We start from the raw sequence: 26,770 nt of genomic DNA on the forward strand, positions 1-26,770 counted from the left end.
CTATTCGTACTCCTGCCCACACCGGGCCAGCTCCGCCAGATCGTCCCAGCCGAGGGAATCGATGGCGTGATCGCCTGGCTCCGGCTCGTTCACCAACGGCACGACGGGGCCAGGAACCGGCATTCGCAGGCCGTCGTCCTCGCTCCAGCCGCCCAGTGCCCCGGCCAGCCCGCATTCCAGGTACGCCTTGGGGTCGAAGTTGTACCAGCGGATGCCGGTGGCGCGCACACGTCCCGCCGCACGGGGTGCGTCAATGCCGAAATAGGCGTGCTCGTCGAGTGGCCCCTGGTCGGCGAAGTCGGCCAGGTCCGCGAGCTGAGACAGCACAATGGCTTCCCAGTGGGCATACGTGGTCGGCTCGTCCATGTAGCGGAACGAAGCGGAACGCCAGGAGGCCTGCGGCGGTGCCGGCTCGACCATGCCCGCCGCCGTGACCATCGCGGCGACCGTGTCCAGGTCCAGCCGGACCCGACCCGACAGCGGCCGGGCGACCTGCCGCCACGCACGGAGGAACTCGTCCAAACCGCGACCGGAGGCGTTCATGTGCTCGCCTTCTCCAACAACGCGTCGGTAGAGGTCGCGGTTCGTGCGGCAGGCCGGGCCGGGTGGGCCGTCGACCCAGTAGGTCTGCTTGTGCGCCACCCCGGACTCCAGCGCCAGGGCTTTGGCCAGCGCCTCCACCCGATCAGGGAAGGTGCCTACCCGGACCTGGTTGCCGTTGTCGTCCTGCCGCCAGAGCTCCCACACCATCACGGCAGCACCGTAGTCGTCGGCTCTCGCCGTTGCCAGCCTCGCGGGACCACACTGTTTGCCGGATCTGACCACGCGGGCGAACCCGGTCGCCCGGGACAGGAGCATCGCGGACGGCTACGAGGAGAGCATCGTCGTGTCTGCGACGTCCACCAGCACCTTGCCGACCGCGCCGGCTTCCACCGCTCGATGAGCGTCGGCGGTGCGGTGCAGTGGGAAGCGGAGCAGTGGCAGGCCGTGTTCCTCGCCAACAGGTAAGGCGCCGTCTCGGATCGCGGCGGCGACGTCCTCGACGGCTGCGGCGCGGGCGTGCGGGCCAGCCGTGTAGAGCACCAGGAACTGCAGGCGGGTGTTCAGCACCATGTGCTGGCCCACGTTCAGCGCGACAGGATGTCCACCCACGTTGGCGTACGTCGCGATGGTGCCTCGGGTGCGCAGCACGGCCAGGTCCAGAGCCAGGTTTGCGCCCAACGCCACCTCGGTGACGATGTCCACGCCGTCGGGCGCGATGGCACGGATGGCGGCGGCAGGGTCACCCTCGCGATAGGTGATGGTGTGGTGGGCTCCGGCCGCGGTGGCCAGCGTCGCCTTCTCCGGGCCGCTGACCGTGGTGATCACGGTGGCGCCGGCCCATCGGGCGAGTTGGATCACTGCGTGCCCGACCGCGCCGGCTCCGCCGGCGGCGAGCACCACCTTGCCGTCGAGTACGCCGGGGCGCAGGCGGCGTGGCCCGTCCTCGGCGACGGTGAGGGCGCGGTGTGCGGTGAGCGCGGGAACGCCGAGTGAGGCGCCGACGTCGAAACCGGCCTCGTCTGGCAGCGGCACGGCCTGGTCGGCGGGTACGACGGTGAACTCGGCGGCGGTGCCGGTGGGCCGCCCAGCGGCGGCCATGAACAGCCACACACGCTGACCGACCCGACCGGGGTCGACCCCGGCACCGACGGCGTCGACCACACCGGCACCGTCGAGGTGCGGGGTGATCTCGGGGAACAGCTTGCGGTGGGCGTTGCCGGAGCGGGCCTGCCAGTCGGTCGGGTTGACCCCGGACACGGCAACCCTGACGCGGACTTCACCGGGTTCGGGCGTGGGTCGGTCACGCTCGACGAACTGGAGAACGTCGGGGCCGCCGTTGTCGCGGTAGATGATCGCCTTCATGATCCGTCCAATGTTCGATCTGCGTCGTACCGTTCGAGCAGGATCGAACAGTACGACGAGGGTCGTACTTTCCGCAAGATCTGGCTAGGCTTCGTCTCGTGACCGAGGTGATCGAACCCGCAATCGAGACCGTGACGATCGACGTCGTGCTCAGCGCGCTCGCCGACCCGGTACGGCTCACGCTCGTGCGCGCCCTCGACGCCGCCGGGGACTGGACATGCGGCAGCGACATCCTCAAGGAGACCGGCGTCACCATTGGCAAATCGACGGTGTCGCACCACATCAAGGTGCTGCGCGATGCCGGCCTGATCCGCACGCGAGTCGACGGCATCCGCCGCCTGGTCACCCTCCGCTACGACGACGTGGAACAACGCTTTCCGGGGCTGCTGACCATGCTCCGCGAGCCTGCCCCTGCCCGTGCCGCCGCAGAGACGCCCACCTCCACTGGCCATCCATCGGCGTCGCCTCAGGTCAAGGCCGATTCCCGTGGCTTCCTCGATTACCAGGCCACACGCTCTTAGCAGCCGGTCGCGTGCGATGACTGAGGGGCGTCGGACGCCTGACCCGAGAGCCCGGATCAATTGACCCGTTGGGCCAGCACCTGCCCGGGCCAGGTTCCGGCCAGGAAGGTCTCGGTGGACGTGAACCCGTGGCGCTCGTAGTACGCCACCAACTCGCCTCCGCCGCCCGCCCAGCAGTCGACCCGTAGCAACCGCACGCCGGCTCGCCGGGTTTCCTGCACGGCCTGTGTCAACAGGGCCGACCCCAGTTTCCGGCCGGCGAATCGTCGGTTGGAGACCAGGAGGCGGACGTACCGTTCAGGTTCTTCCGCAGGCGCGATCGGTGCACGCGGATCGGGCCCGGCGCCCAACACCAGGGCCGCGGCCGGCGTCCCGTCCACTTCCGCGACGAAGGGGAGGTTTTCGGTCAGATACCGATCGACCTGTTCGGCCCGTGCGGGTATTTCCGAGAACGGCCTCGTGCCCCACTGCTCGGTGTTGCCGCGGTCATTCATCCAGACCACCGCGGAGTCGAGCATGTCCAGTACGGCAGTCGCGTCGGCCGGGCCGGCGCGTCTGATGCGTACGCCACCGGTGGTGTCGTCCATGGCGAAATGGTAGTCGGCGAACTGGCGATCACGACCGAGGCCGTCATCCGGTCGGACCCCCACCCCCAGGTCCGAGATCTCCGGAGTCCAGGGTCCGACTCATCGCCGCGAGCAGGCGCTCAAGGGCCCTGCGGTCGCTGTCGGTGAGGCCACGAAGGATGGCCGCCTCGTTGGCCAGATGTTCCTCGATGAGCCGGTCGGTCAACGTCACGCCGGCCGGAGTCAGCCCGACCACTCTGCCGCGCGCGTCGGCTGCGGAGACCGAGCGGGACACGAGGCCGCGGGCGATCAGTCGGTCCACCCGCTTGGTCACCGCTCCGGTGGTCACGAGCATCCGCTGACTCAACTGGCCCGCAGTGAGCGTGTAGGGCTGGCCCTCGCGGCGCAGCGCCGCGAGCACGTCGAAGTCGCCGTTGCCGAGGTCCGCCGCGGCGAACGGCGGCCGCAGGGCCACATCGAGTACGGCGGCCAGCTGTTGGATGCGGCCGATGATCAGCAACGGAGTGGGGTCGAGGTCTGGTCGCTCTCGGCCCCACTGGCCGACGATCTCGCTGATCCGGTCGTCATCCACTGTTGCATCTTACCTTCCGAGGAAGATAACTTGTCTTCCATGGAAGACAAGTTGTCCCTACCGTCAGCTCCGGTCGTCACGGCGTACGTTGATCCGTCCTGCCCGTTCGCCTGGACCACCTCCCGGTGGCTCATGGAGGTCGCGAAGATGCGGCCGCTCGCTCTGCGGTTCGAGGTGATGAGCCTCGCGGTGATCAACGAGCATCGCGACCTGGAGCCCTGGTACCGCGACTTCAACGACCGGGCGTGGGGGCCGGCGCGGGTGTGCGTGGCGGCAGCCGCGCAACACGGCTCCGCCGCTCTCGCCCGGCTGTACCCGGCGCTCGGCCGCCGGATCCACGACGCCGGCGACAAGGACTTCGACACAGTCGTCCCGCTGGCACTGGCCGAGGCCGGCCTCCCCGTCGACCTGGCCGACGCCGCCCATCGGTGCGACGTCGACCCACAGATGCGGGCCAGCACCGCCCGCGCACAGCACCTGGTGGGCGAGGACCTCGGCACGCCGACTGTCGTCGTCGACGACGTGGCCTTCTTCGGTCCCGTACTGAACGCGATTCCCCGTGGGGAGGAGGCTGTCCGGGTCTTCGACGGCGCCCGCCTGCTGGCCGGCTGCCGGGCCTTCTCCGAACTCAAACGAGCCCGGTCCGACGGTCTCACCTTCGCGTAGTTCCACCACCGGGGAGTCACCTACCCCCGACTCAGGCGGGTCGATATCTGGTAACCGGACGTTCGGCGTCGCGTCGACTCGAATCGATAGGGTGCGTTGGCCGCCACCGACGGCGGTTCGTGCGGAAGGACATCGATGCGCAGGACAACTGAGTGGTCGGCCCGCGCCCTGGGCGCCCTCGCGGGCGCTGTCGCGCTGGTGGCGGCCCTGCTGCCGGCGGCCCCGGCGACTGCTGCGAGCGTGGGCTTCAAGGCGGCCACGCTGAACATCTACTACGGACTGAGTCAGGCCGATTTCGTACACGACCTGAACCTGATCGCGTCCAAGGCCGACCTCGTCGGTCTCAACGAGGTCGGTGCCCGCAAGGAGTTCCTGGCGAGCTGGGCCGCCGCCAACGGCTGGTGGTTGTACGCGCCGGGCGGGACCAACCAGGCTGGCGAAGCGTTGATCGCCAAGAAAAGCATGTTCGAGGTGCTCGACAAGGGCTCCATCTTCGTCTGTGACACCAACGGTGCCGGCGAGGTGCCGCCCGCGCGCTACAACAACTGGGTGAAGTACCGGCACAAGGCCAGTGGTCGCAACGTGACCCACATCAACGCCCACGCGGTGGCCGGCATCGAATCCGCCGGCCGGCCGGAGGACCTGCCGCGCACCAGGTGCGCCGAGGCGCAGTTCCAGGGCCTCAAGGAGTTGGCTGTCGACAAGCAGGACGAGGGCCAGGTCATCGTGAGCGGTGACCTGAACGTCGACTTCAGCGCCGACCGGAGCTACGGGTACGCGAAGTTCCCGTGGCAGGTCTTCGAGGCCAACGAGCTGCCGAATCTGCGCTCCAACTACAACCTCTACGGCGAGAAGGGCACCGGGACGCACGGCAACCGGCACATCGACTACGTCTACTTCTGGAAGCGGCTGCCCGAACACCAGCTGATGTGGATGACCGACTACGACATCGTCGGTGGCACCAGGTCCGACCACAACGGTGTCGTCGCCACGTTCTCCATCCAGAGCTGACGCCTTCGGTCCGCCGGCTATGAGCCTCGGCGCTCAGGATGGCCCCGGTGCGCGGCCCACTCGGGTGCGAGGATCGACATCACAGTGGCGTCAACCCAGGGCCGGCCGCGGTGAGCAGGGTCCGGAAGTTGCAGTTCCGGTTGACGGGGTCCCAGTCGTTGAGGACGACCTCGCCGACGCAGGCCCCGGTGGCGCGGTCCACGACCGCCAGGTCGAGCCGGTCGGCCTGCGCGTTGCGACCGCCGTACCAGGAACGCAACCGCTCCTCGTCGGGAACGTCATCGGCCGGGCTGCCGGTCAGCCTGGCCACCTCGGGGTCGGCCACCGCCGCCCGGAAGGTGTCCAGGTCATCGTCGACGAAGGGCCGAAGGATCACCCGCACCCCGGTGAGGGTGGGCTTGATCGAGAATTCGGGGGTCGCCTGGTCACTGGGCATCGACTGATCGTCGGCGCGACTCCGGCGACGGGCAACCGGTTTCCGGAGCAGGATACGAGGGTGATCCTGATCGTTCCCGCGAATCCGCTGCGTCCACGCCAACCGGACGAGCACTTCACCGCCGAGGCTGAGGCGGCCCGTGCCGCCGGGTTCCAGGTGGCGGTCGTCGACCACGATGCCGTGGCGGGGGGCGGCGACGTACGTCGGGCCGTGGCTTCGGTTTCGGGCACCAGTGCGGCGGTCTATCGGGGTTGGATGCTGCGCAGCGAGCGGTACGCGGAGTTCGCCGCGGCCCTCGGCGAGCGCGGTGTGGTGTTGAGAACCAGTGGTGAGCAGTATCGGCGGGCACATGAGCTGCCCGGCTGGTACGCGGCGCTGGCGACGGTCACTCCCGCGTCGGTGTGGACCCAGGGCTCGGATCAGGCAGATCTTGACCATGCGCGCGTCGGGCTCGGGGCAGGACCGGCGGTACTGCGGGACTACACCAAGTCGATGAAGCACTACTGGGACGACGCGGCCTTCATCCCCGAGCTCGACGACGCGGTGGCCGTCCGGAGAGTGGCGAGCCGGTTCCTGGAGTTGCGCGAGGACGACTTCGTGGGCGGGTTCGTGCTGCGCCGCTTCGAGCGGTTCACCTCCGCCGAGGTGCGCACCTGGTGGGTCAACGGCGAGTGCGTCCTGATCGGCCCACACCCGGACACCCCGAACGATCGCCCGTCGGTCGAGGTCGACCTGGAGCCGGTCGCCCCGATGATCGCCGGGCTCGGGTTGCCCTTCGTCACCGTGGACCTCGCCCTACGCGCCGACGGCGTGTGGCGGGTCATCGAACTGGGCGACGGGCAGGTCAGCGATCGGCCAACCACCATCGAGCCCGAAACGATGATCGCCGCCCTACTCGGCCCGCCACGCCCCTAGCGTGCGCACCGCTGTCGACGACACAGCGGCCAGTTCGGGCTGCGCCGGCAGAAACACCGTGGGCACGCCCAGCGACTGGTTCATCGCTGCGAGCTGGTACTCGGCCCGGAGGTCGGTGGTGTTACGCACTCCGCGGACGATCACTCCTGCTTCCCGGAGACGACAGTAGGTGGCGGTCAGCCCGCTCCAGGCCGCAACAGTGACCGAGGTCCACTCGGCCGGCAGCACGGCCCGGACGGCGGTCGCCCGCTCCTCTTCGTCGCTGCCCGGATGCTTGATGCTGTTGACCGCGACGAGCACGACCACTTCGTCGAAGAGAGCGCGTGCCCGGCTGACCACATTCAGATGCCCCGGAGTGAAGGGATCAAAGCTGCCGGGTTAACGGCTCGGACCCGTACGCGGCCGGAGGTCCGTGCTGTCGGACGCGACGATTCGGGTGTCACTGCCGCAAGACCCGCTGCGCATCGCTGATGACCTGCTCCGAGGCGATCGGGGCCCACGACGCGAACAGCTCCCGGAAGTAGGCCCCGTGCCGGTCCGCCACCGCAGGATCGTGCTCGATGACGTCCAGCTTGTTGACGATGCTCAGGTCCACGAGCGACTGGAGTTGAGTCTCACCGGGCGTCCGCACCTGACGTGCGAAGCGGTCGAACACCTCGCCGGTCCTTGCCAGGTCCCGCCAGCTGCGTCCACGGTCGCAGGCGCCGTACAGATAGACGATCTCCTCGGCGTCGGCGCCAACGAGATCCCGCAGCACCGCACGATCGGCCCGATCAAGCAGGGTGAGGTCGAACCCGTCGGTCCCGTAGACGGCGTGGTGAGGCCTGCTGCCTGCACGTCACGGGCGCAGCCGAGCACGGCGAGCCGTTCGCTGACTCGACAGAGGTGGGCGTACAGGTTGCCTCCGGGATGGGCGATCTGCTCAGCTCCCTGCCGGCGGAGCCAGACCCGCACGCGGTCGTCGGTGCTCATGGTCCGACTGTAGGCATCGACCGTCGGATCCGATGGCCGCCGGACGTGGGCAATATGTCACAGCGCCGTGGGCATGCCTGGCGTGGCGGGCGGCCGCGAGCACGTCGTCGTGGTCGAAAATGCGAGGTACGCGCATCGCTGGTGCCGCACACTCGCCATCATGCTGGCATCGGTTCGTAGCGTCGGGGACCTGGCCGCTGCGCAGGCGCAGGGTCATCAGGTCAAGTTCCTGTTCTTCTGGGGGCACCAGCCCGAGCGTGACGGGGCCGTCGGCGCAGGCTGCCTGAGTCAGTGGTGGCCGGCGCCGTTCACCGTCGACGAGCTGCGGTTCGCCACTGCGGAGCACTACATGATGTGGCGCAAGGCCACTCTGTTCGACGACCGCGCCATGGCGGAACAGATCCTTGCCGCGCCACATCCCCACGCCGCGAAGGTGCTGGGAGGACGCGTCGCGGGTTTCGATCAGCAGACGTGGAGCGAACACCGGTTCGCGATCGTCGTGGCCGGCAACCTTGCGAAATTCGACCAGCATCCCGCGCTACGAGCATTTCTGCTGGCCACCGGGCAGCGAGTCCTGGTGGAGGCCAGCCCGGTCGACCGGATCTGGGGCATCGGCCTGAACCGCGACGATCCGGCTGCTGGTGACCCCGGCTGTTGGCGAGGGCTCAACCTGCTCGGCTTCGCGCTCATGCAGGTACGTGAGGCGCTCAGGGATCACTGTCGGCAGGGGACGGTTCCGGCGTGACTTCCGGCTTCGCCGGACGTCTGGTGATCTTCGTCGATGTGGACGGACCGCTGATCCCGTTCAAGGCCCGACCGGCTGGCCAGAGACGTCCGTCGGGCGATACCGCCAGGCGGCAGACGGAAGATACCGGCAACCCCCTCCTTGATCGTCTCAACCCAGATGACGGTCGTCGGCTGCTCGCCCTGGGGTGCCAGTTGGTCTGGGCAACGACGTGGATGGCGGAGGCGAACGAGGTCGTCTCCCCCCGGCTCGGGCTTCCGGACCTGCCCGTCGTTGATTGGCCCGACGACGACGAGGAACCGGGGCGTGGCCTGCACTGGAAGACCGCGTTCCTGACCCGGTGGGTGACAGGTGGCCCCTTCGTGTGGCTCGACGACGAGATCACCGACGCCGACCGTCGATTCGTGAGGGCTCACCACCCGGCGCGGGCGCTGCTGCATCGCGTTGACCCGTACACGGGTCTGACCGAGGCGGACTTTGCCGTCGTCCATCGATGGCTTCAGGAGGGTCACTTCACGGTCTGACCGGGGTTGTGGACGACGGGGTGACGTGACCGGGGTCGCGGGGGAGCGGCCATGGTCGATCCCTTGACACTCGTAGATGCGATCGCTAACACTTGTCCGCAACGCGAACTTAACGAACCGAACACATTGTGCCTGCGGTCGCGTAACGCGTCAGGGGTGCCGCATGCGAAGACTCCACCCGACGCCGGGGCCGCCCAAGCCTGAGCCCGCTTTCTGCCTGCGCTTGTTAACGTTAACATAGATGATCTTGCGAGAGGGGCCGGGATGGTGATTCCGTCGGGAGCATCGACCATGCGTCTACGTGCCCTCCTCGTGCTCACCGCCGTGGCCGCCGCAACTGTCGTGGTGGTGGCCGACGGGCCGGCGAATGCCGCCACGCTGCCGACCGGCGCCGTCTCGCTGGAGGCGGTCAACCAGGCCGGACGGTACGTGCGCCACATCGACTATCTCGGTCAGCTCGACCCGGTCACCTCCAGCAGCGCCAACCAGACCAAGCTGGATGCCACCTTCACAGTGGTCAACGGTCTGGCGTCGCCGACCTGCTACTCGTTGCAGACCAAGACAGGTCTGTTCCTGCGGCACCGCGACTACCGGCTCCGGGTCGACCCGAACACCGGCGACGCGGCGTTCCGGGCCGACGCCACCTTCTGTGCCGTGGACGGCTCGGTCAGCGGATCGGTCGCGCTCGCCTCGTACAACTACCCGAACCGACGGATCCGGCACCGCGACTTCGCACTCTGGCTCGACGCCTACCAGGACACCGCCGCGTTCCGAGCCGACAGCGCCTTCCGCCTCGTCGCGCCCTGGGCGCCGAAGACCACCAAGGGGCCGGTGATTCCAGGCCTCTTCGCCGACCCGCATCTCGCGGTGTTCAACGGCCGCTACTACCTGTATCCGACCACCGACGGCTACGCGAGTTGGTCCGGCACCTACTACAAGGCGTTCTCCTCCACCGACCTGGTCAACTGGACAGACCACGGCGTGATCCTCGACCACGGTCCGGACGTGTCCTGGGCGGACAACTCGGCCTGGGCGCCCGCGGTGGCCAGCGTCAACGGCCGCTACTACCTGTACTTCAGCGGTGGCACGGCCAGCGGCAACACGGCCAAGCAACTAGGCGTGGCGGTCGCCGACAGCCCCACCGGGCCGTTCCGTGACGCGCTGGGCCGACCGCTCATCCGCAGCGACCAGTTCTCCGGCGGACAGACCATCGACCCGATGGTGTTCACCGACGACGACGGGCAGTCGTACCTGTACTGGGGGCAGGGCGTCGCGCGGGCGGTGCGCTTGAACTCCGACATGGTCTCCTTCGACGCGGCGCAGGCGCGGGTCATCACGCCGTCGGGCTACAACGAGGCGCCGTTCGTGTTCAAGCGCAACGGTCTGTACTACTTCATGTGGTCGGAGAACGACACGCGCAGTGAGGACTACCGGGTCGCCTACGCCACCGGCTCCTCACCTCTCGGGCCATGGACCAGGCGCGGCGTGGTGCTGCAGAAGCGGCTCGAGGTTGGCATCAAGGGCACCGGCCACCACTCCGTGGTCCGGGCGCCCGGCAGCGACACCTGGTACATCGCCTACCACCGGTTCGCCGTCCCGGCCGGCAACGGCACCAACCGGGAGACCGCCATCGATCGGATGGAGTTCAACACCGACGGCACCATCCGCCCCGTCGTACCGACCCTCTAGCTGACTCGTATGCCCCTGCGCGAAGGAGAGAGACACATGTCGAGAGTCCTCGCCCGGCTCGGTGCAGTTGCGGTCGCCGCGTGCCTGCTGTTCACCACCTGGTCGGCGGCGACACCGAAGGAGGCCGCTGCGCTCGACCCGACCGTCGGCTACCTGATGGCCCATTTCACCGGCGAGTCCTCGACCGACCAGCAGATCTACCTCGCCCACAGCACCGACGGCCTGCGCTGGACGGACCTCAACAACGGTGGGCTCGTGCTGCGGTCCACAGTCGGCACCCGCGGCGTCCGCGACCCCGCCCTGGTGCGCTCACCTGCCGGCGACCGGTACTGGATCATCGCCACGGACCTGTGCATCGGCTGCGGCCAGGACTGGTCGACCGCGATCAACAACGGCAGCCGCAACCTCGTCGTGTGGGAGTCCACCGACCTGGTCACCTGGTCGGCGCCGTGGCTGCTGAACGTCGCCGGCGCGATTCCGGACGGACGCAACGCCTGGGCTCCGGAGGCGATCTGGAACCCGGCCACCGGCGACTACGTCCTCTACTGGGCGACGAACGTCCCGCTCAACGGGGTGACGAAGCACCGCATCTACTACGCGCGGACGGCGAACTTCCGCAGCGTCACCACGCCGCAGGTCTACGTCGACCGGCCGGGAAACCAGGAAATCATCGACACCCAGATCGTCGAGGTGCCGGCCGGCGTCAGCGCCTACCGCTACGTGCGGGCCTCCCGGGACGGCCAGATCGCCATTGAGGGCAGCAACTCCATCCTCGGCACCTGGACCAGCCTCGGGAACCTCTCCGGCATCGGGCTGACCGGCTCCCAGGTCGAAGGCCCGATGTGGATGAAGATGAACAGCCGTAACGAGTGGGTCCTCTACCTCGACCAGTACTCCAGCGGACGCGGTTACCTGCCGGTCCTGACCACCGACCCGTCGAGCCCGGGCAGCTACCGGCTCCCGGCGTCCGGCTCGTACGCGATGGGTGGCACCAAGAAGCGGCACGGTTCGCTCCTCAACCTGACCGCCGCCGAACAGAACAGGGTGCTCGCCCGCTGGCCGGCCACCGCGGTCAACCGGATCCAGTCGTACAACTTCCAGGACCGGTACGTGCGGCACTACGACTACGACGTCCGCATCGACCCGAACGTCAGCCCTGCCCAGGACGGCCAGTGGCGGCTGGTGCCCGGCCTGGTCGGCTCCGGCACGGTCTCCATCCAGTCGGTCAACTATCCGGGCTACTACCTGCGCCACTACGGGTTCGACTTCCGGTTGGAAGCCAACGAAGGCACCGCCACCTTCGCCGCCGACGCCACCTTCCGGCAGGTCGCCGGCCTCGCCAACTCCTCGTGGACGTCGTTCCAGTCCTACAGCCACCCGGACCGCTACCTCCGGCACTACGCCTACCTGCTGCGGCTCGACCCGGTCGCCGACGCGCAGAGCCGCGCCGACGCCACCTTCCGCCTGACCAGCTGAAGCTGGTCCCTGTCCCAAGGAGTTCCGACTGTGGCACTACATCGACGGGCGTTGTACGCCCTGGTGGCCGCGCTGACCGCGCTGGTTGGCGTCGTCGTCGTCGCATCGTCGCCGGCCACTGCCGCCACCAGCCAGTTCCGAGGCATGAACTGGGCCGTGTTGGGTGACAACTTCAAGACCAGCCCACTCGTCGTGCAGGGCCTGAACTCGTCCGACAGCAACGCGACAGTACGTGCCAAGGCCAATGCCCTCTACGACGACATGGCGTCCACCATGGGGGTCAACACGGTCCGGCTGCCCATCAACACCCACACCGTGGGGACGGCCTGGTGGGAGGCGTACCGCGGCGCCATCGACGCCGCCACCGCCCGCGGCTTCAAGGTCATCCTCGCCTACTGGGAGGACGGCGCCGCCTCCGGCGGCAGGATCACGAACCTCGCCGCGTGGAACGCGATGTGGTCCACGGTGACCAACACGTACGGCTCGAACACCAACGTCTACTTCGAGCCCATGAACGAGCCGCACGGCTACAGCTCGGCGGAGTGGCGCGACGTCGCGGCGAACTGGCTCAGCTACCACTACTCGGCGGTGCCCGGCCGGGTGCTGATCGGCGGCACCGGCTTCAGCCAGGACCTGCGCGACATCTGCAACGACAGCCGCTTCAACTCGACGCTGCTGTCCTTCCACTACTACGCCTTCTTCTACGGCGCGATGACCTACGACGCCTTCCGCAGCCACATCCAGGCCCGTCTCGGCAACTGCGCCTCCCGCGCGGTCGCGACCGAGTTCGGCGCGCCCATGAACGACGGCCGCAACTACGCCGACGCGGGCAGCACCGACAACTTCGTGCGCTACATCCGCGCCATGGCCCAGGTCATGCGGGACAACCAGATGGGTGGCACCTACTGGCCCGCCCTCGGCGGCAAGACCGGCAGCATCGGCTACGACTGGTACTCGATGTTCGCCCTCAGCGGCAGCGGCACCGACCTCAACCTGACCGTCCGCAACACCTCCGGCGCGGACCGGATCCGGTACGCGTGGGGCGACACCGTCGACGGTGGCCCGACCACGCCGCCGCCGTCGACGGGGACGTTCTACCGGATCGATGTGCGGCACAGCGGCAAGGCCATGGACGTCCAACAGCCGAACACCGACAACGGTGCGCGCGTCGGCCAGTACACGTACGGCGGCAGTGCGTGGCAGCAGTGGCAGTTCCAGGACGCCGGCAGTGGCTACTGGCGCATCATCAGCCGGCACAGCGGAAAGTGCCTCGACGTGGTGAGCGCGTCGACCGCCGACGGCGCGGAGCTCGTCCAGTACACCTGCGGCACCGGCGCCAACCAACAGTTCCAGATGGTCACCAACGGCGGCTACTTCCAGCTCCGGGCACGACACAGCAACAAGTGCGTGGACGTGCCGGCCGCGGCGACCGCGGATGGGGTGGTCCTCAAACAGTATTCGTGCAACACCGGCGCCAACCAGCAGTGGTCGCGCACCACCGTCTGACTGTCGTTCCGGGCGACCACGGAGAGCTTCGGCACGGGCGCCCGTCAGATCGTGCCGGGGGAGGTATCCAGGTGTGGCGATGCGGCCGCGCCCTGGGGCTCGGGCCGCCCCGGCGGGCAGCAGGTAACGGCCGTCCCATCGGAGCGGGGGACCACTCGGTTGGGCCTGGTGTTGCGCTACCGTCAAGGCCCGTAACCCGCCGTCGATCAGCCTGCGTCCGCCGGCCGTCGATGGCCCGTGCAGGACCCCACCACATTCAAGGAGAGCCCGATGCCGGAGCCTGAGCCCGCCCAAGACGTCCCAGCGGTGGCTGCCGACACCTCAACACCGGCCGAGACCGAGACCGACCCGCCTGCCGTTCCCGCGAATCGGGCTGCCCGACGCGCGAAGGGCAAGGTCGCCTCACCTCAACCGCATGGCAAGGGTCAGCACCTCGGCGGCCGTGGCTCGGTCCAGAGCCCTCGCCAGTGGGGTAACCGCCGTAGCGGCTGATCCGTCGATGGGCGCTTTCCCAACCCGGTAGGCCCGGAAACCTCTGCGCGATCCGGCACTTGTGTCGTCCCTGGCGCGGTCCAGGCGGACCGGGCAAAGTCGAATCCGGAGGCCGGCGTACGTCGGCTTTGCCGGCGACCACGGGTACGGTTCCGGTGCTCGACACGTACGGGCATCGGCGGCACGTTGTCGGGGCGGAAGCAGCCAGCCCGGTGGCGACGGGCCGTGGGAGGGAGCGAGGGTGGCGCAGCGGAGAGCATTGGTGGTTCGGGGCGGTTGGGAGGGGCACCAGCCGGTCGAGGCGACCGAGTTGTTCCTCCCCTTCCTCGAAGGCAGCGGCTATGCCGTGCGGGTGGAGGAGTCGACAGAGATCTACGCTGACGCCGCCGAGATGGCCGAGACCGACCTCGTCGTGCAGTGCATGACGATGTCGCAGATCACCGCGGACCAGGTGGCGGGCCTCAGTGCGGCGGTCATCGCCGGCACGGGCTTCACCGGCTGGCACGGCGGCATCGTGGACTCGTTCCGCGCGTCCTCCGAATACCTGCACCTGGTGGGCGGCCAGTTCGCTACCCATCCGGGCTTGGAGCCGTGTGAGCGTCACGGTGGCCCGGAGGACAACTTCCTGCCGCACACGGTGCGCATCACCGACCTCGGCCGGGAGCACCCGATTACCGTGGGCATCGAGGACTTCGACCTGGTCACCGAACAGTACTGGGTGCTGCACGACGACCTGATCGACGTGCTGGCCGTGACCACCCACCCGACCCAGGCGTGGCATCCGTGGCACCGGCCGGTCACCTCGCCGGCGATCTGGACCCGACAGTGGGGTGCCGGGCGCGTCGTCGTGACGACCCCGGGGCACAGCCTCGACGTGTTGGAGCACGCGGGCGTCCGTACCGTCATCGAGAGGGGAATGGTGTGGGCGACCCGCACCGCGTCGGCGTCGTAGGTCTCGGGGTCATCTCCCGCGCGTACCTGGACACACTCGCGGACCACCCCGAGGTGAGCATCGCCGCGGTGGCCGACCTCGACGCCTCCCGGTCGGCAGCGGTCGCGGCCACGATTCCCGGAGCCGAGGCGATGAGCGTCGACCGCCTGCTCGCCCTCCCGGCCGTGCAGACGGTGCTCAACCTCACCATCCCCGCGGCGCACGCGGACATCTCGCTGGGTGCAATCGACGCCGGCAAGAACGTGTACGGCGAGAAGCCGCTCGCCGTGACGTTCACGGACGGCCGCTCGATCATCGAACGGGCCACGTCGGCAGGCGTGCGCGTCGGGTGCGCGCCGGACACCGTCCTGGGTACGGGTACGCAGACGGCGCGAGCGGCGATCGACGGCGGGCTGATCGGACGCCCGATGTCCGCGTCGGCCGTCATGGTCACTCCCGGTCACGAACGCTGGCATCCCAACCCGGACTTCTACTACGCCCCGGGCGGCGGCCCACTGCTGGACATGGGGCCGTACTACATCTCGGCGCTCATCCACCTGCTCGGGCCGGTCCGGGCGGTGACCGGAGCCGCCAGCCGCCTGCGCACCGAGCGCGTCATCGGCTCGGGTCCGCGCACCGGCGAACGGATCCCGGTGGGGGTGGACACCCACCTCACCGGCGTCCTCGAGCACGCCAACGGTGCGCTCTCCACCATCACGACGAGCTTCGACGGCGTCCGGACGACTGCCGCCCCGATCGAGGTGCACGGGGAGGCCGGCACGCTCGCCGTCCCCGACCCGAACTACTTCGACGGTGAGGTCCGCCTCTTCGCGCTCGGTGACACCGAATGGCGTGCCCTCGAACCGGGGGCCGGTTACGCCGAGGGCTCCCGGGGCATCGGTCTGATCGACCTGGTCAGGGCCGACGACAAGCGTCCGTCGCGGGCCGGCGGCGACGTCGCACTGCACGTGCTCGAAACGATGACCAGCCTGCTCCGGTCGGCGGCGGAAGGCCGACGGATCGAGCTGACGACGACGGTGCAGCGGCCCGCACCGGTTCCGCTCACTCCGGTCGAGGGCTGGAAGGTGTAGGGACGTTGACGGGAGTCAGACAGGGCTGAGACGCCTCCGCTTCCGGAAGGGCCCGTACCCATGTGACGTCGGTAGCCCTCGGTCAGTTCCGCAGCGACCGGCGGACGGCGGACAGGATGTAGCAGATGACCTGCTCGTCGTTGTAGAGGCTGGAGTGCGCGAGGCCACTCCTGGTGGCGCTGGGGCGAGGCTCGAGCTGCAGCAGCGTCGCCGTGCCCGGCGGGGCTGCCTCGGCCGAGCAGGACGCGACCAGGCCGGCGAACGGGCCATCGATGCCGAACACCACCGCCGAGCCGGCCATCGCCGCCACCACGGCAACCACCACGAGGCCGGGTGTGGTGAACCCGTAGACCAGCAGGTTGAACGCCATCCGCCCGCCGTGCCCGACGAGAGTGGCCACCACGATCGCGAGCTGCGGCAGCCCGATGAGGACGGTCCAGAACCACAGATTGGTCAGCAGCCGGGTGGCTGCCGCGCTCAGCCAGCCGACGAACTGGCCGGCCGCGAGCAACCCGGATGCCTCGTCGCCGGCGGCCCGGATGACAATGATCTCGTTGGGTCGAGCCGTGGGCGCGTGAACAGCGCTGATGAGCCGGCCCCGCCAGCCCGGCCTCAGGGATCGCCGGTGCTGGACCGCGCCGACGGCGCACAAGGCCAGGATGGCCGCGAACACGCCGCCACCGAGGACCAGCGCCGCGTCGGCCGGTGAGCGCGGGCCGGTCACGGCTGTCGCCGAAGCCGAACTGAGCAGCAGCACGCTGAACAGCACGATGACGAACAGCGGCCAACCGGCGATGTGGCGAGAGCGCGCGTGCAGGAACGGCGTCGCCAGGGTCACTGTGGTGACGGGCGCAGCGCCGCCCCGCGCGGTACGTAACTGGTCGGCGGCGTGCAGGGCGACATTCCCGCCGTGGCTGTGCGCGATCACCCAGTGTCGGGCGCGAGGATGCTCGGTGAGCTGCTGCCGCAAATGCTCGGCCAGGCCGTGCGCGGCGCCGGCTCGCGCCCGGTGAGAGTTGCGGCCCGACCACACGAACCGGGTGACGTGGCAGCCGGCCTTTCGCAGCGATGTGCTCAAGGCGCTGTCCGGCCTGGTCCACGCGGCGTCGGGTGCGAACGTGCCGTGGACCAACGTGATCACAGAGACACGGTCACCGTTCGTGGCTCGGGTCGAGCGCTTGCCCATCGACGTACCTTACTGACCATGCCCACTGGCCGGCCAGTACGGAGAGCCAACGGTCAGCGCAGCCGCTGATAGCGGGCTGGCGCTCGTGGATGGTCTCCGGTGGTCATCGAGGAAGGCCGAAGTGGTGGGTGAGCGAGGCGCGCAGCGTATCGGCGTCCCCGGCGGACCAGGCGACGAAGCAGTCGGGGCGTACGAGCAACGCGGTCGCTGTGGTGCCCCGCAGTGAGCCGGTGACCACGTCGACCCGGTCTCGCCAGGGCGCGGCGATCTCGGCGTAGACACCCGTGGAGTCCAGCAGCAGCGGCCGGGCGGTGCGGGTCAGCTCGGCGAGGCGTGTCGGACCGTGGTCGTCGTGCACGACCACGTCGGGGGCGCAGCGGCCGGCCATCGGGTCGGTGGGATCGGCGGGGTAGCTGATGTCCGCGCCGGACATCAGCGCCGCGATGTGCCCGGTCACCTCAGGTTTGCACAGCAGTTCGGCGAAGAGTTGCCGCAGGCCGGTGATCTCGTCGCCGGGGCCGATGAGCGCCGACTGCGCCTGGGTGGACATGACGACCCGTTCGGCGACGGGGCGACGCTCGCTTTCGTATGTGTCGAGCAGGCCCTGCGGTGCCCAGCCGCGCACCGTGGCGGCGAGCTTCCAACCCAGGTTGACAGCGTCCTGCAGGCCCAGGTTGAGGCCGGGGCCGCCGATCGCGGGGTGCACGTGCGCGGCGTCGCCGACGAGCAGCACCCGGCCGGCGCGGTAGCGGGCGGCGATCCGGGTGTTGCGGCCGGTCAGCCGCCGCAGCAGGCCCGGGCCGTCAGGCGCGCCGAGGGGGATGTCGGCTCCGAGCACCCGGGCGACGCTGGCGCGCAGCTCCGCCAGGTTCATCGGGGTCTCGTCGTTCGTTGGCGTGTCGGGCCACTCCGTCGTGCTCAGGATCGCCGGGCGGCCGGGGAAGGGGGCCCAGGCGATCAGGCCACGCGCGGTGCGGGTGTGCTGGAACGGCGGGACGACGCCGTAGCCGGGCACGCGCAGGCCGCCCGTCTCGGGGTCGAGGGCAGACGTGGGCACTGTCACCGTGGCGGTGCGGGAGATCGACCGGTCGTTTGTGACACCGGGGAAGTCGATGCCCGCGAGGCGGCGCACCGCGCTGCGGCCACCGTCGGCGCCGACGACGAAACGGCAGGTGAGCTGCGTACCGTCGGCGAGTGCGACCTCGACCCCGGCGGGGCGTTGCCGGAGGTCGATGACCTCGTGGCCGCGGCGCAGGTCGACGCCGAGCTCGACGGCCCGGGCGGCGAGGGCGGCCTCGAGCTGGGCCTGTGGCACCCCGAGCACGTAGTGCGGGTTCTCCGCGAGCATCGTGAGATCCAGCGGGAACGCGCCGAAGGTGAAGGCAGGTTGGGGGACCGGCGGGGTGCTCTCACCGCTGAGCCGCGCGTAGAGGCCGCGTCGGTCGAGCAGGCGGACGACCTGGCCCACGAGGCCGTTGGCGCGAGCCTCGCCGGCGGGCGCGGGGTGGCGTTCGAGGACGACGGGGTGCACGCCGGCGAGGGCCAGTTCGCAGGCGAGCATGAGGCCGTTGGGGCCTGCTCCGACGATGACGACATCGATCATGATCGTGATCCCTTCGGGGTGTGCGTCATCGCCACGGCAGGCGCGGCACGGGGCCGGCCCGCCGCGGGAGTGGGACGCGGCTGGAGACGTGGGTGAGGTGGTGCGGTGGACGAGGGGCAGCTCAGTGCGACGGGGCCGGGAGGCCGGCGGCGACCTGGCTGAACGCGTCGGTGATGAGGCGGTCGATCGGGGCGGGTGGGTCGGCGCTGTCGAGATAGTGCTGCATGGCGACGGCGACGGCGGCGCTGGCGGCAGCCGCGACGAGCCTCGGATACATGTCGGTGGCGAGGTCGGTGCCGGTGCGCTCGGCGACCGCGGCGGCGAGCTCGGCCTCCGCGACCGCGGTGGCGCGCAGCCGTTCGCCCTGTAGCGCGGGCTCGGCGAGCATGGTGCGGACGCCGGCAACCCATTGCGCGTGGCCGGGGGAGGGCATCGCCTCGACCTCGGGGCCGCGGGTTAACTGCTCCAGTGCGGCCTGGGTGAGCGCCACCCAGAGCGGCTCGTCGGCGGGACGTTCGCGCAGCGCGGCGGCGGTGCGCAGGCTGCGGTCGAGGTGGCGGGACGCGATCGCCTCGGCCTTGCTGGAGAAGTAGTTGTTGAAGGTGCGCGGGGAGACACCGACGGCCTCGGCGATGTCCTCGACGCGGACATTGTCGTAGCCGCGCTCCGCGGTGAGGTGGATCGCGGCCCACCCGAGCGCCGCGCGTGTCTCGGCCTTCTTGCGCTCCCGCAGCCCCGTCATGCCACAACGCTAGCACTATTTGCGGGACACGCAAATATGCGCGCCACGCAAGAAGTTGCCATGTGACGGGTGCCGGCCGCGCGAGGTGATCGCGTCGACAGGCGCGAGGGCCGGCCGGCGCCGACAATGGGGGAGTGGCGCCCGCCTTCGTCCTGCACGACCACCGCAAACCACGACCGCACTTCGACCTGCGGCTCGAGGAGAACGGCGTGCTGCGCTCGTGGGCGGTGCCTCGTGGTCTGCCAGACAGCCCCAGCGACAACCGGCTCGCGATCGCCGTGCCCGACCACGACCTCGATCACCTCACCTACGAGGACGTCGACAAGTCGATCGCCGACATCGGCACCTGGGAGGAGCACGATCGCACCGACCGCCGGATGCTGTTCACCTTGCACGGCCGCACCGGCCCCCGGCGATACGCGCTGATCCGCACCGGCGAGGGGTGGCTGCTCCACCTGACGAAGGAGCAGCCTCCCGCTGAGCGCGGACGGTAGCCGACGAAGACGGCGATGGTGGGCAGCGGGACTGCGTCACAGGCCCTAGCATCGCCGGCATGGCAACGCGGCTTGTGCAGATCAACATGAAGGCTCGGGACGACGCCGCGCTGGGCGGGTTCTGGGCGCAGGCGCTCGGTTGGGGGGTCTCCAGCGAGGGACCTGGCGTGACGAACCTCGAACCCGAGGGTTTCGTCTACCCCGACCCGGTCGCTGTCTGCGTCGACCTCATCGTGTCTGCGGAGCCCAAGACGGTGAAGAATCGCGTGCACGTGGACCTCGCCACCACCTCGACGGAGCATCAGGCGGAGCTGGTCGCGCGCCTGAAGGATCTCGGCGCGACAGCCGCCGACGTGGGCCAGGGTGACGTGCCGTGGACGGTCCTGTCCGACCCGGAGGGCAACGAGTTCTGCGTGCTGGACCCCCGACCGATCTACCAGGGCACCGGGCCGGTCGCCGCCGTCGTGGTCGACTGCGCCGACCCGCGAGCCATGGCCCGGTTCTGGAGCGAGGCCACGGACTGGACGCTGCACGAGGTGACCGACCAGGGGGCGAGACTGCGCTCCGCCAAGGGCGTCGGCCCCTACCTGGAGTTCATCCGTACACCTGACGTGAAGAGCGGATGGAACCGCGTCCATCTCGACGTCCGCCCGTACCCCGGTGACGACCTGGAGGCCGAGGCAGCCAGGTTGCGGAGTCTCGGCGCGACCCCCATCGACCTGGGTCAGAGCGTCCCGTGGCGGGTGCTCGCCGATCCGGAGGGCAACGAGTTCTGCCTCCTCACCCCGAGCTGACCCAGTCAGGTCGCGGTGCCCGCCGCGTCGGGCAAGAACCCTGCTGCGTCGGAAAGCCGCAGTTCGTGGCCGAAGTGAGGTCCCACCGCGGACGTTGGCTTTACGGCAAACACCAATCTATGGTGGGGGCATGCCGCCGGTGACCCTCCGCTCGCCCGCCGCCACCGAGGTGGCGGTAGGCGGTGCTGTCCAGGTGCCGACGGTGACACGCCTCAAGGCCGACATGCGGGTGCCGGTTGTCCGCGCGCCGCACACCGCGCTCACGCACAAGATGTCGAGCCCGACGCGAACCGGCCGAGGCCCACCTGCGGAATCGTTGCATACCCAGAACGACCGCCAGGGCGAAGCTATCCAGCTTCGGCCCTTTTTGTTTTTCCCGCCCAATCCCCTGGAAAGGCAGACCATGACCGTCGATCATCGTCGTACCCTCGATCAGAGTTGGCTGGCTGATGTGCGAGCGTCCCTGGCGGACGACTTCGCCACCCAGACGGCTCGGCTGCGGGAACTGACCGAACTCAACGCGGACACCGGCGACCCCGGCGAGGCCCACAACCGGGCCGCGCTGCTGGTGGCCACCCGCCAGAACATCGAGCAGATCACCGGTGCGCTGAGCAGGATCAGCGACGGCACCTACGGTGCCTGCCAGAAGTGCCACCAGCGCATTCCGGCCGAGCGGCTCGCTGTTCTTCCGCACGCTCGCTTCTGCGTGCCCTGCCAGGAGAAGCAGAACAGGTGACGCCCCGGTGTGGCTGCCGTGCCGCCGGCACGGCAGCCACACCAGCACGGGCCAGAGTCCGGCCTTTCATTCAGTGAAAGCTCCGGTTCCCCAGCGGGGACACCGCACGGGACGATCCGGCTCCATCGACGTCCGTCGGCATGGAGGTCCGGTCGCATGGCATTCGCGCGTAACCAGTGGTATGTGGCCGCCTACGGCAGTGAGGTGGGGCGAAGCCTGCTCGCCCGGACGGTGCTCGGGGAGCCGCTGGTGCTGTACCGCACCAATGCCGGGCAGCCGGTGGCGCTCGCCGACCGGTGCGTACACCGGCGCTTCCCGCTGTCCGAGAGCCGGCTCGACGGCGACACCATCGTCTGCGGCTACCACGGCTTCACCTACGATCCGACCGGCGCCTGCGTCTTCGTACCCGGTCAACAGCGCATCCCGCGTACCGCGCGGGTGGTCTCGTTCCCGGTGGTGGAACAGGACTCCTTCATCTGGGTGTGGATCGGCGACCTGGACCGGGCCGACCCGGCCGCGATTCCCCGCGCACCGTGGCTGGCCGACCCGCGCTACGCGGTGGTGCGGGGTATGGCGCCACTGAACGCGCGGTACGGCCTGCTGGTGGACAACCTCCTGGACCTGTCCCACGAGACCTATCTGCACGGCGGTTACATCGGCACGCCGGAGGTGGCGAACACTCCGATCACCACCGAAGTGGACGAGGACCGGGGAATCGTCTACGTCAGTCGGCACATGGACGACGCCGAGTGCCCGCCGTTCTACGCGCGCTCCACAGGCATCCAGGGCCGGATCACGAGGTGGCAGGACATCGAGTACCACCCGCCCTGCCTCTACCTGCTGCACAGCCGGATCGCGCCGCAGGGTGTCCTCCCGCCCGCCGAGGGCGAGGACAGCGAAGCGTTCCACGCCGAGATCGTGTACGCCATCACCCCGTCGACGGAGCACACCACCTATGACTTCTGGGCTGTGGCGCGCGACTTCGCGATCGACGACGAGTCGGTCAGCGAATACCTCCACCACAGCAATCACACAGTTGTCATGCAGGACGTGACAGCGCTCAACATCCTGGAGCAGGTGATCGCGACCGAGCCGGACAGGTATCAGGAGTTGAGCATCAACATCGACACCGGTGGCCTGGCCGCTCGGCGGCTGCTGGCGCGGATGGTCGAGTCGGGGACGGTGGGAGCGGCGCGGTGAGATCCCGAGCAGGCTCCCTCACCGGGGACCGGGTCTACCGGATCCACTGGGTGCCGGGCACCGACACCCTGCGCGGGATCTGCCACTGCGGAGCCGAGCGCCTCGCCGAGGAACCGGTCGAGTTGTGGGAGTGGCTGCTCGGCCACCCGCAGGGCCACCAGGGCGTGGCCGTGCCGGTGCCCGGACCGTCGAGGCGGCTGGCGATGCGCGAGTGACAGTGGAGGCGCTGACCGGTGTCGAGTTGGTGGTCGCCGGCCGCGATCAGGTGGCGGCCGAGGTGGTGGCGATTCGCCTCTGTCGCGTGGACGGCGGTGACCTGCCCGAGTGGACGCCGGGCGCGCACATCGACCTGGAGCTGAAGGCCGGGCTGGCCCGCCAGTACTCCCTCTGCGGTGACCCGGCCGAGCGGTCCGTCCTGCGGATCGCGGTGCAGCGCGAACCGAACGGGCGCGGCGGATCCCGGCTGGCGCACGAGCGGCTGACCGTCGGCGCGACCGTTCGGGTGAGCGGACCGCGCAACACCTTCCCGCTGGTCGCGGCACGGCGCTACCTCTTCATCGCCGGCGGCATCGGTATCACCCCCATCGCGCCGATGGTCGCCGCGGCCGACGCGGCGGGCGCCGACTGGCGGCTGGTGTACGGCGGACGCAGCCGCGCCACAATGGCCTTCGCCACCACCCTGCGGGAAAAGTACGGCGACCGGGTGAGCCTGCACCCGCAGGACGAGACCGGGCTGCTCGACCTGGCCGGGTTGCTGGGCCGGCCCGGCACCGGTCTCGTCTACTGCTGCGGCCCGGAACCACTGATCACCGCCGTCGAGGAGCACTGCCGCGGCTGGCCAGCCGGCTGCCTGCACGTCGAGCGGTTCACCGCCCGGGGCGACACCGGTGGGCCGGAGACGACGATCGAGGTCGAACTCGCGCTCTCCGGGCGGACGGTGACCGTGCCGCCGGGCACGCCGATCCTGCGGGCGGTGGAGGAGGCTGGGGTGCAGGTCCTCTCGTCCTGCCGGGAGGGCACCTGCGGCACCTGCGAGACGCCTGTGCTCGCCGGTGTGCCGGAGCATCGCGACAGCCTGCTCACCGCGGAGGAGCGGGCCGCCGGGGACACCATGATGATCTGCGTCTCCCGGGCCCGTACGCCCCGACTCGTGCTGGAGCTGTGACCGCCCGACGTGGGCGGGGATGATGACGGGGTGCGCGCAGAACCGGGACGGTCGGTCACGAGCAAGGTGCTGGCGCTGCTCGACGCGTTCAGCCCGGCCACCCCGGCGTTGACCCTGAGCGAGTTGGCGCGTCGCACCGGGATGCCACTGCCCACCGTGTACCGGCGGGCCGCCGAGTTGGTCGCGTGGGGGGCGCTCGAGCGCGGCGACGACGGGCGGTACTGGATCGGCCTGCGGCTGTGGGAGGTGGGCTCCCTTGCCCCGAGGGGCCTCGGGCTGCGGGAGCTGGCCCTGCCGGTGATGGAGGACCTGTACGAGGTGACTCACGAGAACGTCCAGCTCGCCGTCCGGCAGGACCTCGAACTCGTCTTCATCGAACGGATCGCCGGGCGACACGCGGTGCCGGTGCTCACCCGGGTGGGGGGTCGCTTCGCGCTGCACGCCACGGGCGTCGGGCTGGTCCTGCTCGCCCACGCGCCCGCCGAGGTCCAGGAGCAGGTGCTGGCCGCGCCGCTGGAGCGGTACACCGAACTGACCATCACCGACCCGAGGCGGTTGCGTCGCTGCCTCGCCGAGGTGCGCCGGGTCGGGTACGCGGTCAGCGACCGTCAGGTCACCATGGACGCCCTCTCGGTGGCCGCGCCGATCCGCGTACCGGAGGGTGTGGTGGCGGCGATCTCGCTGGTGGTCGCCCACGACCGGGCGGACCCGGTGGCGTTGGCGCCGCTGGTCCAGGCCGCCGGCCGGGTGGTATCCCGGGCGCTGAACAGCTCCCACCAGGGCTGACGGCGAGTTCACCGAGCGTCGCCGCCGGCCCCAACCGCCGCGGCGTCTGATGTAGACAGACTGCAAATCGTTGACGCCCGATCAAATTCTGCATTACGTTGCCCGTGCGCGTGTTACTCCCCACCTTCGTGCGCAGATCGGCATCGACGAAAGGGAGCACTCATGTCACTGGACGGCAAGGTCGCCATCGTCACCGGCGCCGGGCGGGGTCTCGGCCTCGCCTACGCGCAGGAGTTGGCGCGGCGGGGCGCCTCGGTCGTGGTCAACGACGTCGACGCCGAAGCCACCGCGGCCGCCGTGGCGGCGATCGAGGCGTCCGGCGGCCGGGCCGTCGCGGTGGTCGCACCGGTCGGCCCGACCGAGACCGCGAAGGAGCTCGTCAGCACGGCGGTCGAGCACTTCGGGCGGCTGGACATCCTCGTCACCAACGCCGGCGTGCTGCGCGACACGGTGCTGTGGAAGATGAGCGACGACGACTTCGACACAGTCATCAACGTGCACCTGCGCGGCACGTTCACCACCGTCCGCGAGGCGGTGCAACACATGCGGCAGGCCGGTGAGGGCGGGCGGATCATCTGCGTCGGGTCACCCACCGGGCAGCGGGGCAACTTCGGCCAGACCAACTACGCCGCCGCCAAGGCGGGCATCGTCGGCATGGTCCGGACCTGGGCGCTCGAACTCAAGCGGGCCGGCATCACCGCCAACACCGTCGTCCCGGTCGCCGCGACCGCGATGACGGCCACCGTTCCGTACTTCGCGGCGGCGGTGCGGGCCGAGGCGAACGGCGAGCCGATGCCCGCGTTCTTCCGACACGAGCTGGGATTCGGCACGGCGGACGACGTGGCCGGGCTGGTCGCGTTCCTCGGCTCCGACGCGGCGGCCTCGGTGACCGGGCAGGTGATCGGCGTCGGCGGGGACCGCCTGCAGATCTGGACCCACCCGGAGGCGGCGCTGACCGCGCACCGCGAGGGCGGCTGGACGTACGACGCGCTCGTGGAGGCCTGGCCGACGACGTTCGCAGGCGCCGCGCAGAGTGTCGGCGAACGCTTCCCGAAACTCCCCGAGGAGTTCGAGCCCACGCCGTCCTGACCGGCCCGAGCAGACCTGCCCGCACCGACCCGCCTGACGAAGGTTGGCCCCATGTACCAGCCCGCGATCGACCTCGACGACGTCACGGCGATCGACATGCACGTGCACATCGAGGTCGACGACCACGGTCACACCTCACTGCCCGAACCGCTCGTGGCAGCGGCGTCGGCGTACTTCAAGACGGACGGCCCACGGCCCGCGGTCGACGCGGTGGCGCGCTACTACCGCGAACGAGAGATGGCGGCCGTCGTCTTCACAGTGGACGCGCGTACCCAACTGAAGCACCAGCCACTGTCGAGCACCGACATCGCCCGCGCGGCGGCCGAGCACGCCGATGTGCTCATCCCGTTCGGGTCGGTCGACCCGCGCACCGGGGAAGCGGCCCTCGAACTCGCCGACCGGTTGATCCGGGAGGAGGGCGTACGCGGTTTCAAGTTCCACCCCACGGTGCAGGGCTTCGACCCCAGCCACGACGAGTACGCGCCGCTGTGGGGCCTCCTGGAGCGGGCCGGCGTCCCGGCGCTCTTCCACACCGGGCAGACCGGCATCGGCGCGGGCACGCCGGGCGGCTACGGCCTGCGCCTCGGCCGGTCGAACCCGATCCTGCTCGACCCGATCGCGGCGGACTTCCCCGACCTTCAGATCATCATGGCCCACCCGTCGGTGCCCTGGCAGGACGAGGCGTTGTCGGTGGCCACGCACAAGCACAACACCTGGATCGACCTGTCCGGCTGGAGCCCGAAGTACTTCCCGGCCGAGCTGGTGCGCTACGCGAACTCGCTGCTGAAGCGCCGGGTGCTCTTCGGCACCGACTACCCGATGCTCACCCCGGACCGGTGGCTTCGCGACGTGCGGGCGACCGACCTCAAACCGGATGTGCTCCCGGGCATCCTGAAGGACAACGCGGTCCGACTGCTGGGCCTGGCCCGGTGACGAC

Annotated in this window: 28 protein-coding genes and 2 pseudogenes; 20 read left to right on the forward strand and 10 right to left on the reverse strand. The window is 69.8% G+C overall.

Features of this window, described 5'->3' with window-relative positions; translation table 11 throughout:
- Positions 1 to 753, reverse strand: a complete 753-nt coding sequence (locus ABZU74_RS21515; protein ID WP_355426570.1) for a hypothetical protein — start codon at positions 751 to 753, stop codon at positions 1 to 3.
- A gap of 114 nt (positions 754 to 867) precedes the next feature.
- Positions 868 to 1,905 (reverse strand): NADPH:quinone reductase, encoded by a 1,038-nt coding sequence (locus ABZU74_RS21520; protein WP_355426572.1) that lies wholly within the window; start codon positions 1,903 to 1,905, stop codon positions 868 to 870.
- Between the two features lie 98 nt (positions 1,906 to 2,003).
- On the opposite strand from ABZU74_RS21520, the gene ABZU74_RS21525 reads away from it, so the two are divergent.
- Positions 2,004 to 2,426 (forward strand): metalloregulator ArsR/SmtB family transcription factor, encoded by a 423-nt coding sequence (locus tag ABZU74_RS21525; protein ID WP_355426575.1) that lies wholly within the window; start codon positions 2,004 to 2,006, stop codon positions 2,424 to 2,426.
- 56 nt (positions 2,427 to 2,482) lie between these two features.
- On the opposite strand, the gene ABZU74_RS21530 is transcribed toward ABZU74_RS21525, so the two are convergent.
- Positions 2,483 to 3,013 (reverse strand): GNAT family N-acetyltransferase, encoded by a 531-nt coding sequence (locus ABZU74_RS21530; protein ID WP_355426578.1) that lies wholly within the window; start codon positions 3,011 to 3,013, stop codon positions 2,483 to 2,485.
- Between the two features lie 43 nt (positions 3,014 to 3,056).
- Positions 3,057 to 3,584 (reverse strand): MarR family transcriptional regulator, encoded by a 528-nt coding sequence (locus ABZU74_RS21535; RefSeq protein WP_355426580.1) that lies wholly within the window; start codon positions 3,582 to 3,584, stop codon positions 3,057 to 3,059.
- Positions 3,585 to 3,623: 39 nt separating this feature from the next.
- Here ABZU74_RS21535 and ABZU74_RS21540 point away from each other — a divergent pair, with 39 nt between their 5' ends.
- Positions 3,624 to 4,250 carry a disulfide bond formation protein DsbA gene (locus ABZU74_RS21540; protein WP_355426583.1) on the forward strand — a complete coding sequence of 209 codons (627 nt, stop codon included), beginning with the start codon at positions 3,624 to 3,626 and terminating at the stop codon, positions 4,248 to 4,250.
- A gap of 135 nt (positions 4,251 to 4,385) precedes the next feature.
- Complete coding sequence (locus ABZU74_RS21545) at positions 4,386 to 5,261, forward strand: endonuclease/exonuclease/phosphatase family protein (RefSeq protein WP_355426586.1); 876 nt, start codon at positions 4,386 to 4,388, stop codon at positions 5,259 to 5,261.
- Positions 5,262 to 5,340: 79 nt separating this feature from the next.
- Here ABZU74_RS21545 and ABZU74_RS21550 read toward each other — a convergent pair whose 3' ends face one another.
- Positions 5,341 to 5,697: a GNAT family N-acetyltransferase gene (locus ABZU74_RS21550; RefSeq protein WP_355426589.1), complete on the reverse strand. Its 357-nt coding sequence runs from the start codon at positions 5,695 to 5,697 to the stop codon at positions 5,341 to 5,343.
- A 60-nt stretch (positions 5,698 to 5,757) separates the two neighbouring features.
- Between ABZU74_RS21550 and ABZU74_RS21555 the strand changes: the two genes are divergently transcribed.
- Positions 5,758 to 6,612: an ATP-grasp domain-containing protein gene (locus ABZU74_RS21555; protein WP_355426592.1), complete on the forward strand. Its 855-nt coding sequence runs from the start codon at positions 5,758 to 5,760 to the stop codon at positions 6,610 to 6,612.
- Here ABZU74_RS21555 and coaD read toward each other — a convergent pair.
- Together coaD and ABZU74_RS21565 are read right to left on the reverse strand one after the other, a co-directional pair.
- A pseudogene (coaD, locus tag ABZU74_RS21560) lies at positions 6,589 to 6,978 on the reverse strand (pantetheine-phosphate adenylyltransferase); the annotation flags it as partial. The gene ABZU74_RS21555 and the pseudogene coaD overlap by 24 nt on opposite strands.
- A gap of 73 nt (positions 6,979 to 7,051) precedes the next feature.
- Positions 7,052 to 7,584, reverse strand: a pseudogene (locus tag ABZU74_RS21565) (DUF6817 domain-containing protein).
- Between the two features lie 160 nt (positions 7,585 to 7,744).
- Here ABZU74_RS21565 and ABZU74_RS21570 point away from each other — a divergent pair.
- The 7 genes from ABZU74_RS21570 to ABZU74_RS21600 all read left to right on the forward strand — a co-directional run bounded on the left by ABZU74_RS21570 (position 7,745) and on the right by ABZU74_RS21600 (position 16,038).
- On the forward strand, positions 7,745 to 8,329 hold the full coding sequence (locus tag ABZU74_RS21570; RefSeq protein WP_355426784.1) for an NADAR family protein: 585 nt from the start codon (positions 7,745 to 7,747) through the stop codon (positions 8,327 to 8,329).
- Complete coding sequence (locus tag ABZU74_RS21575; protein ID WP_355426595.1) at positions 8,326 to 8,853, forward strand: HAD domain-containing protein; 528 nt, start codon at positions 8,326 to 8,328, stop codon at positions 8,851 to 8,853. Before ABZU74_RS21570 ends, ABZU74_RS21575 begins: the two co-directional genes overlap by 4 nt.
- 291 nt (positions 8,854 to 9,144) lie before the next feature.
- Positions 9,145 to 10,542 carry a family 43 glycosylhydrolase gene (locus ABZU74_RS21580; protein ID WP_355426598.1) on the forward strand — a complete coding sequence of 466 codons (1,398 nt, stop codon included), beginning with the start codon at positions 9,145 to 9,147 and terminating at the stop codon, positions 10,540 to 10,542.
- Between the two features lie 36 nt (positions 10,543 to 10,578).
- The gene (locus tag ABZU74_RS21585; protein WP_355426601.1) at positions 10,579 to 12,018 is read left to right on the forward strand and encodes a glycoside hydrolase family 43 protein; all 1,440 of its coding nucleotides are present in this window, start codon (positions 10,579 to 10,581) and stop codon (positions 12,016 to 12,018) included.
- A 30-nt stretch (positions 12,019 to 12,048) separates the two neighbouring features.
- Entirely contained in the window at positions 12,049 to 13,524 is a 1,476-nt protein-coding gene (locus ABZU74_RS21590; protein ID WP_355426604.1) for an RICIN domain-containing protein, read from the forward strand.
- A gap of 733 nt (positions 13,525 to 14,257) precedes the next feature.
- Complete coding sequence (locus ABZU74_RS21595) at positions 14,258 to 14,968, forward strand: ThuA domain-containing protein (protein WP_355426607.1); 711 nt, start codon at positions 14,258 to 14,260, stop codon at positions 14,966 to 14,968.
- Entirely contained in the window at positions 14,938 to 16,038 is a 1,101-nt protein-coding gene (locus ABZU74_RS21600) for a Gfo/Idh/MocA family oxidoreductase (protein WP_355426610.1), read from the forward strand. The genes ABZU74_RS21595 and ABZU74_RS21600 overlap by 31 nt, the downstream gene beginning before the upstream one ends.
- Before the next feature lie 82 nt (positions 16,039 to 16,120).
- Here the strand turns inward: ABZU74_RS21600 and ABZU74_RS21605 are convergent, their stop codons facing one another.
- The 3 genes from ABZU74_RS21605 to ABZU74_RS21615 form a co-directional block, all read right to left on the reverse strand.
- Entirely contained in the window at positions 16,121 to 17,179 is a 1,059-nt protein-coding gene (locus tag ABZU74_RS21605) for a hypothetical protein (protein WP_355426613.1), read from the reverse strand.
- A 148-nt stretch (positions 17,180 to 17,327) separates the two neighbouring features.
- A complete protein-coding gene (locus ABZU74_RS21610; RefSeq protein WP_355426615.1) occupies positions 17,328 to 18,827 on the reverse strand; it encodes an FAD-dependent oxidoreductase in 1,500 nt (499 codons plus the stop codon).
- A gap of 121 nt (positions 18,828 to 18,948) precedes the next feature.
- Positions 18,949 to 19,569: a TetR family transcriptional regulator gene (locus ABZU74_RS21615; protein WP_355426618.1), complete on the reverse strand. Its 621-nt coding sequence runs from the start codon at positions 19,567 to 19,569 to the stop codon at positions 18,949 to 18,951.
- A 134-nt stretch (positions 19,570 to 19,703) separates the two neighbouring features.
- On the opposite strand from ABZU74_RS21615, the gene ABZU74_RS21620 reads away from it, so the two are divergent.
- The 9 genes from ABZU74_RS21620 (at position 19,704) to ABZU74_RS21660 (ending at position 26,766) form a co-directional block, all read left to right on the forward strand.
- The gene (locus tag ABZU74_RS21620) at positions 19,704 to 20,063 is read left to right on the forward strand and encodes a DNA polymerase ligase N-terminal domain-containing protein (protein WP_355426621.1); all 360 of its coding nucleotides are present in this window, start codon (positions 19,704 to 19,706) and stop codon (positions 20,061 to 20,063) included.
- A gap of 59 nt (positions 20,064 to 20,122) precedes the next feature.
- Positions 20,123 to 20,857 (forward strand): VOC family protein, encoded by a 735-nt coding sequence (locus tag ABZU74_RS21625; RefSeq protein ID WP_355426624.1) that lies wholly within the window; start codon positions 20,123 to 20,125, stop codon positions 20,855 to 20,857.
- A gap of 130 nt (positions 20,858 to 20,987) precedes the next feature.
- The gene (locus ABZU74_RS21630; protein ID WP_355426627.1) at positions 20,988 to 21,593 is read left to right on the forward strand and encodes a TraR/DksA C4-type zinc finger protein; all 606 of its coding nucleotides are present in this window, start codon (positions 20,988 to 20,990) and stop codon (positions 21,591 to 21,593) included.
- Positions 21,594 to 21,749: 156 nt separating this feature from the next.
- Complete coding sequence (locus ABZU74_RS21635; RefSeq protein WP_355426630.1) at positions 21,750 to 22,793, forward strand: aromatic ring-hydroxylating dioxygenase subunit alpha; 1,044 nt, start codon at positions 21,750 to 21,752, stop codon at positions 22,791 to 22,793.
- Positions 22,790 to 23,008, forward strand: coding sequence for a hypothetical protein (locus tag ABZU74_RS21640; RefSeq protein WP_355426632.1), 219 nt, complete (start codon positions 22,790 to 22,792; stop codon positions 23,006 to 23,008). The genes ABZU74_RS21635 and ABZU74_RS21640 overlap by 4 nt, the downstream gene beginning before the upstream one ends.
- A complete protein-coding gene (locus ABZU74_RS21645) occupies positions 23,005 to 23,958 on the forward strand; it encodes a PDR/VanB family oxidoreductase (protein WP_355426635.1) in 954 nt (317 codons plus the stop codon). Before ABZU74_RS21640 ends, ABZU74_RS21645 begins: the two co-directional genes overlap by 4 nt.
- A 30-nt stretch (positions 23,959 to 23,988) precedes the next feature.
- Positions 23,989 to 24,744: an IclR family transcriptional regulator gene (locus ABZU74_RS21650; RefSeq protein ID WP_355426637.1), complete on the forward strand. Its 756-nt coding sequence runs from the start codon at positions 23,989 to 23,991 to the stop codon at positions 24,742 to 24,744.
- A 162-nt stretch (positions 24,745 to 24,906) separates the two neighbouring features.
- Positions 24,907 to 25,833: an SDR family NAD(P)-dependent oxidoreductase gene (locus ABZU74_RS21655; RefSeq protein ID WP_355426639.1), complete on the forward strand. Its 927-nt coding sequence runs from the start codon at positions 24,907 to 24,909 to the stop codon at positions 25,831 to 25,833.
- A gap of 51 nt (positions 25,834 to 25,884) precedes the next feature.
- Positions 25,885 to 26,766, forward strand: a complete 882-nt coding sequence (locus ABZU74_RS21660) for an amidohydrolase family protein (protein WP_355426642.1) — start codon at positions 25,885 to 25,887, stop codon at positions 26,764 to 26,766.
- The last annotated feature ends 4 nt before the right edge of the window (positions 26,767 to 26,770 follow it).

The organism is Micromonospora sp. NPDC005171 (assembly GCF_040608575.1).
Lineage (GTDB): Bacteria > Actinomycetota > Actinomycetes > Mycobacteriales > Micromonosporaceae > Micromonospora.

Bases quoted from the DNA above. Each gene is read 5' to 3' on its own strand.
- ABZU74_RS21585 (WP_355426601.1), top strand. From the start codon at position 10,579: ATGTCGAGAGTCCTCGCCCGGCTCGGTGCAGTTGCGGTCGCCGCGTGC.
- ABZU74_RS21655 (WP_355426639.1), top strand. From the start codon at position 24,907: ATGTCACTGGACGGCAAGGTCGCCATCGTCACCGGCGCCGGGCGGGGT.
- ABZU74_RS21570 (WP_355426784.1), top strand. From the start codon at position 7,745: ATGCTGGCATCGGTTCGTAGCGTCGGGGACCTGGCCGCTGCGCAGGCG.
- ABZU74_RS21610 (WP_355426615.1), bottom strand. From the start codon at position 18,827: ATGATCGATGTCGTCATCGTCGGAGCAGGCCCCAACGGCCTCATGCTC.
- ABZU74_RS21660 (WP_355426642.1), top strand. From the start codon at position 25,885: ATGTACCAGCCCGCGATCGACCTCGACGACGTCACGGCGATCGACATG.
- ABZU74_RS21630 (WP_355426627.1), top strand. From the start codon at position 20,988: ATGCCGCCGGTGACCCTCCGCTCGCCCGCCGCCACCGAGGTGGCGGTA.
- ABZU74_RS21580 (WP_355426598.1), top strand. From the start codon at position 9,145: ATGCGTCTACGTGCCCTCCTCGTGCTCACCGCCGTGGCCGCCGCAACT.
- ABZU74_RS21550 (WP_355426589.1), bottom strand. From the start codon at position 5,697: ATGCCCAGTGACCAGGCGACCCCCGAATTCTCGATCAAGCCCACCCTC.
- ABZU74_RS21545 (WP_355426586.1), top strand. From the start codon at position 4,386: ATGCGCAGGACAACTGAGTGGTCGGCCCGCGCCCTGGGCGCCCTCGCG.
- ABZU74_RS21540 (WP_355426583.1), top strand. From the start codon at position 3,624: ATGGAAGACAAGTTGTCCCTACCGTCAGCTCCGGTCGTCACGGCGTAC.
- ABZU74_RS21530 (WP_355426578.1), bottom strand. From the start codon at position 3,013: ATGGACGACACCACCGGTGGCGTACGCATCAGACGCGCCGGCCCGGCC.
- ABZU74_RS21635 (WP_355426630.1), top strand. From the start codon at position 21,750: ATGGCATTCGCGCGTAACCAGTGGTATGTGGCCGCCTACGGCAGTGAG.
- ABZU74_RS21625 (WP_355426624.1), top strand. From the start codon at position 20,123: ATGGCAACGCGGCTTGTGCAGATCAACATGAAGGCTCGGGACGACGCC.
- ABZU74_RS21520 (WP_355426572.1), bottom strand. From the start codon at position 1,905: ATGAAGGCGATCATCTACCGCGACAACGGCGGCCCCGACGTTCTCCAG.
- ABZU74_RS21615 (WP_355426618.1), bottom strand. From the start codon at position 19,569: ATGACGGGGCTGCGGGAGCGCAAGAAGGCCGAGACACGCGCGGCGCTC.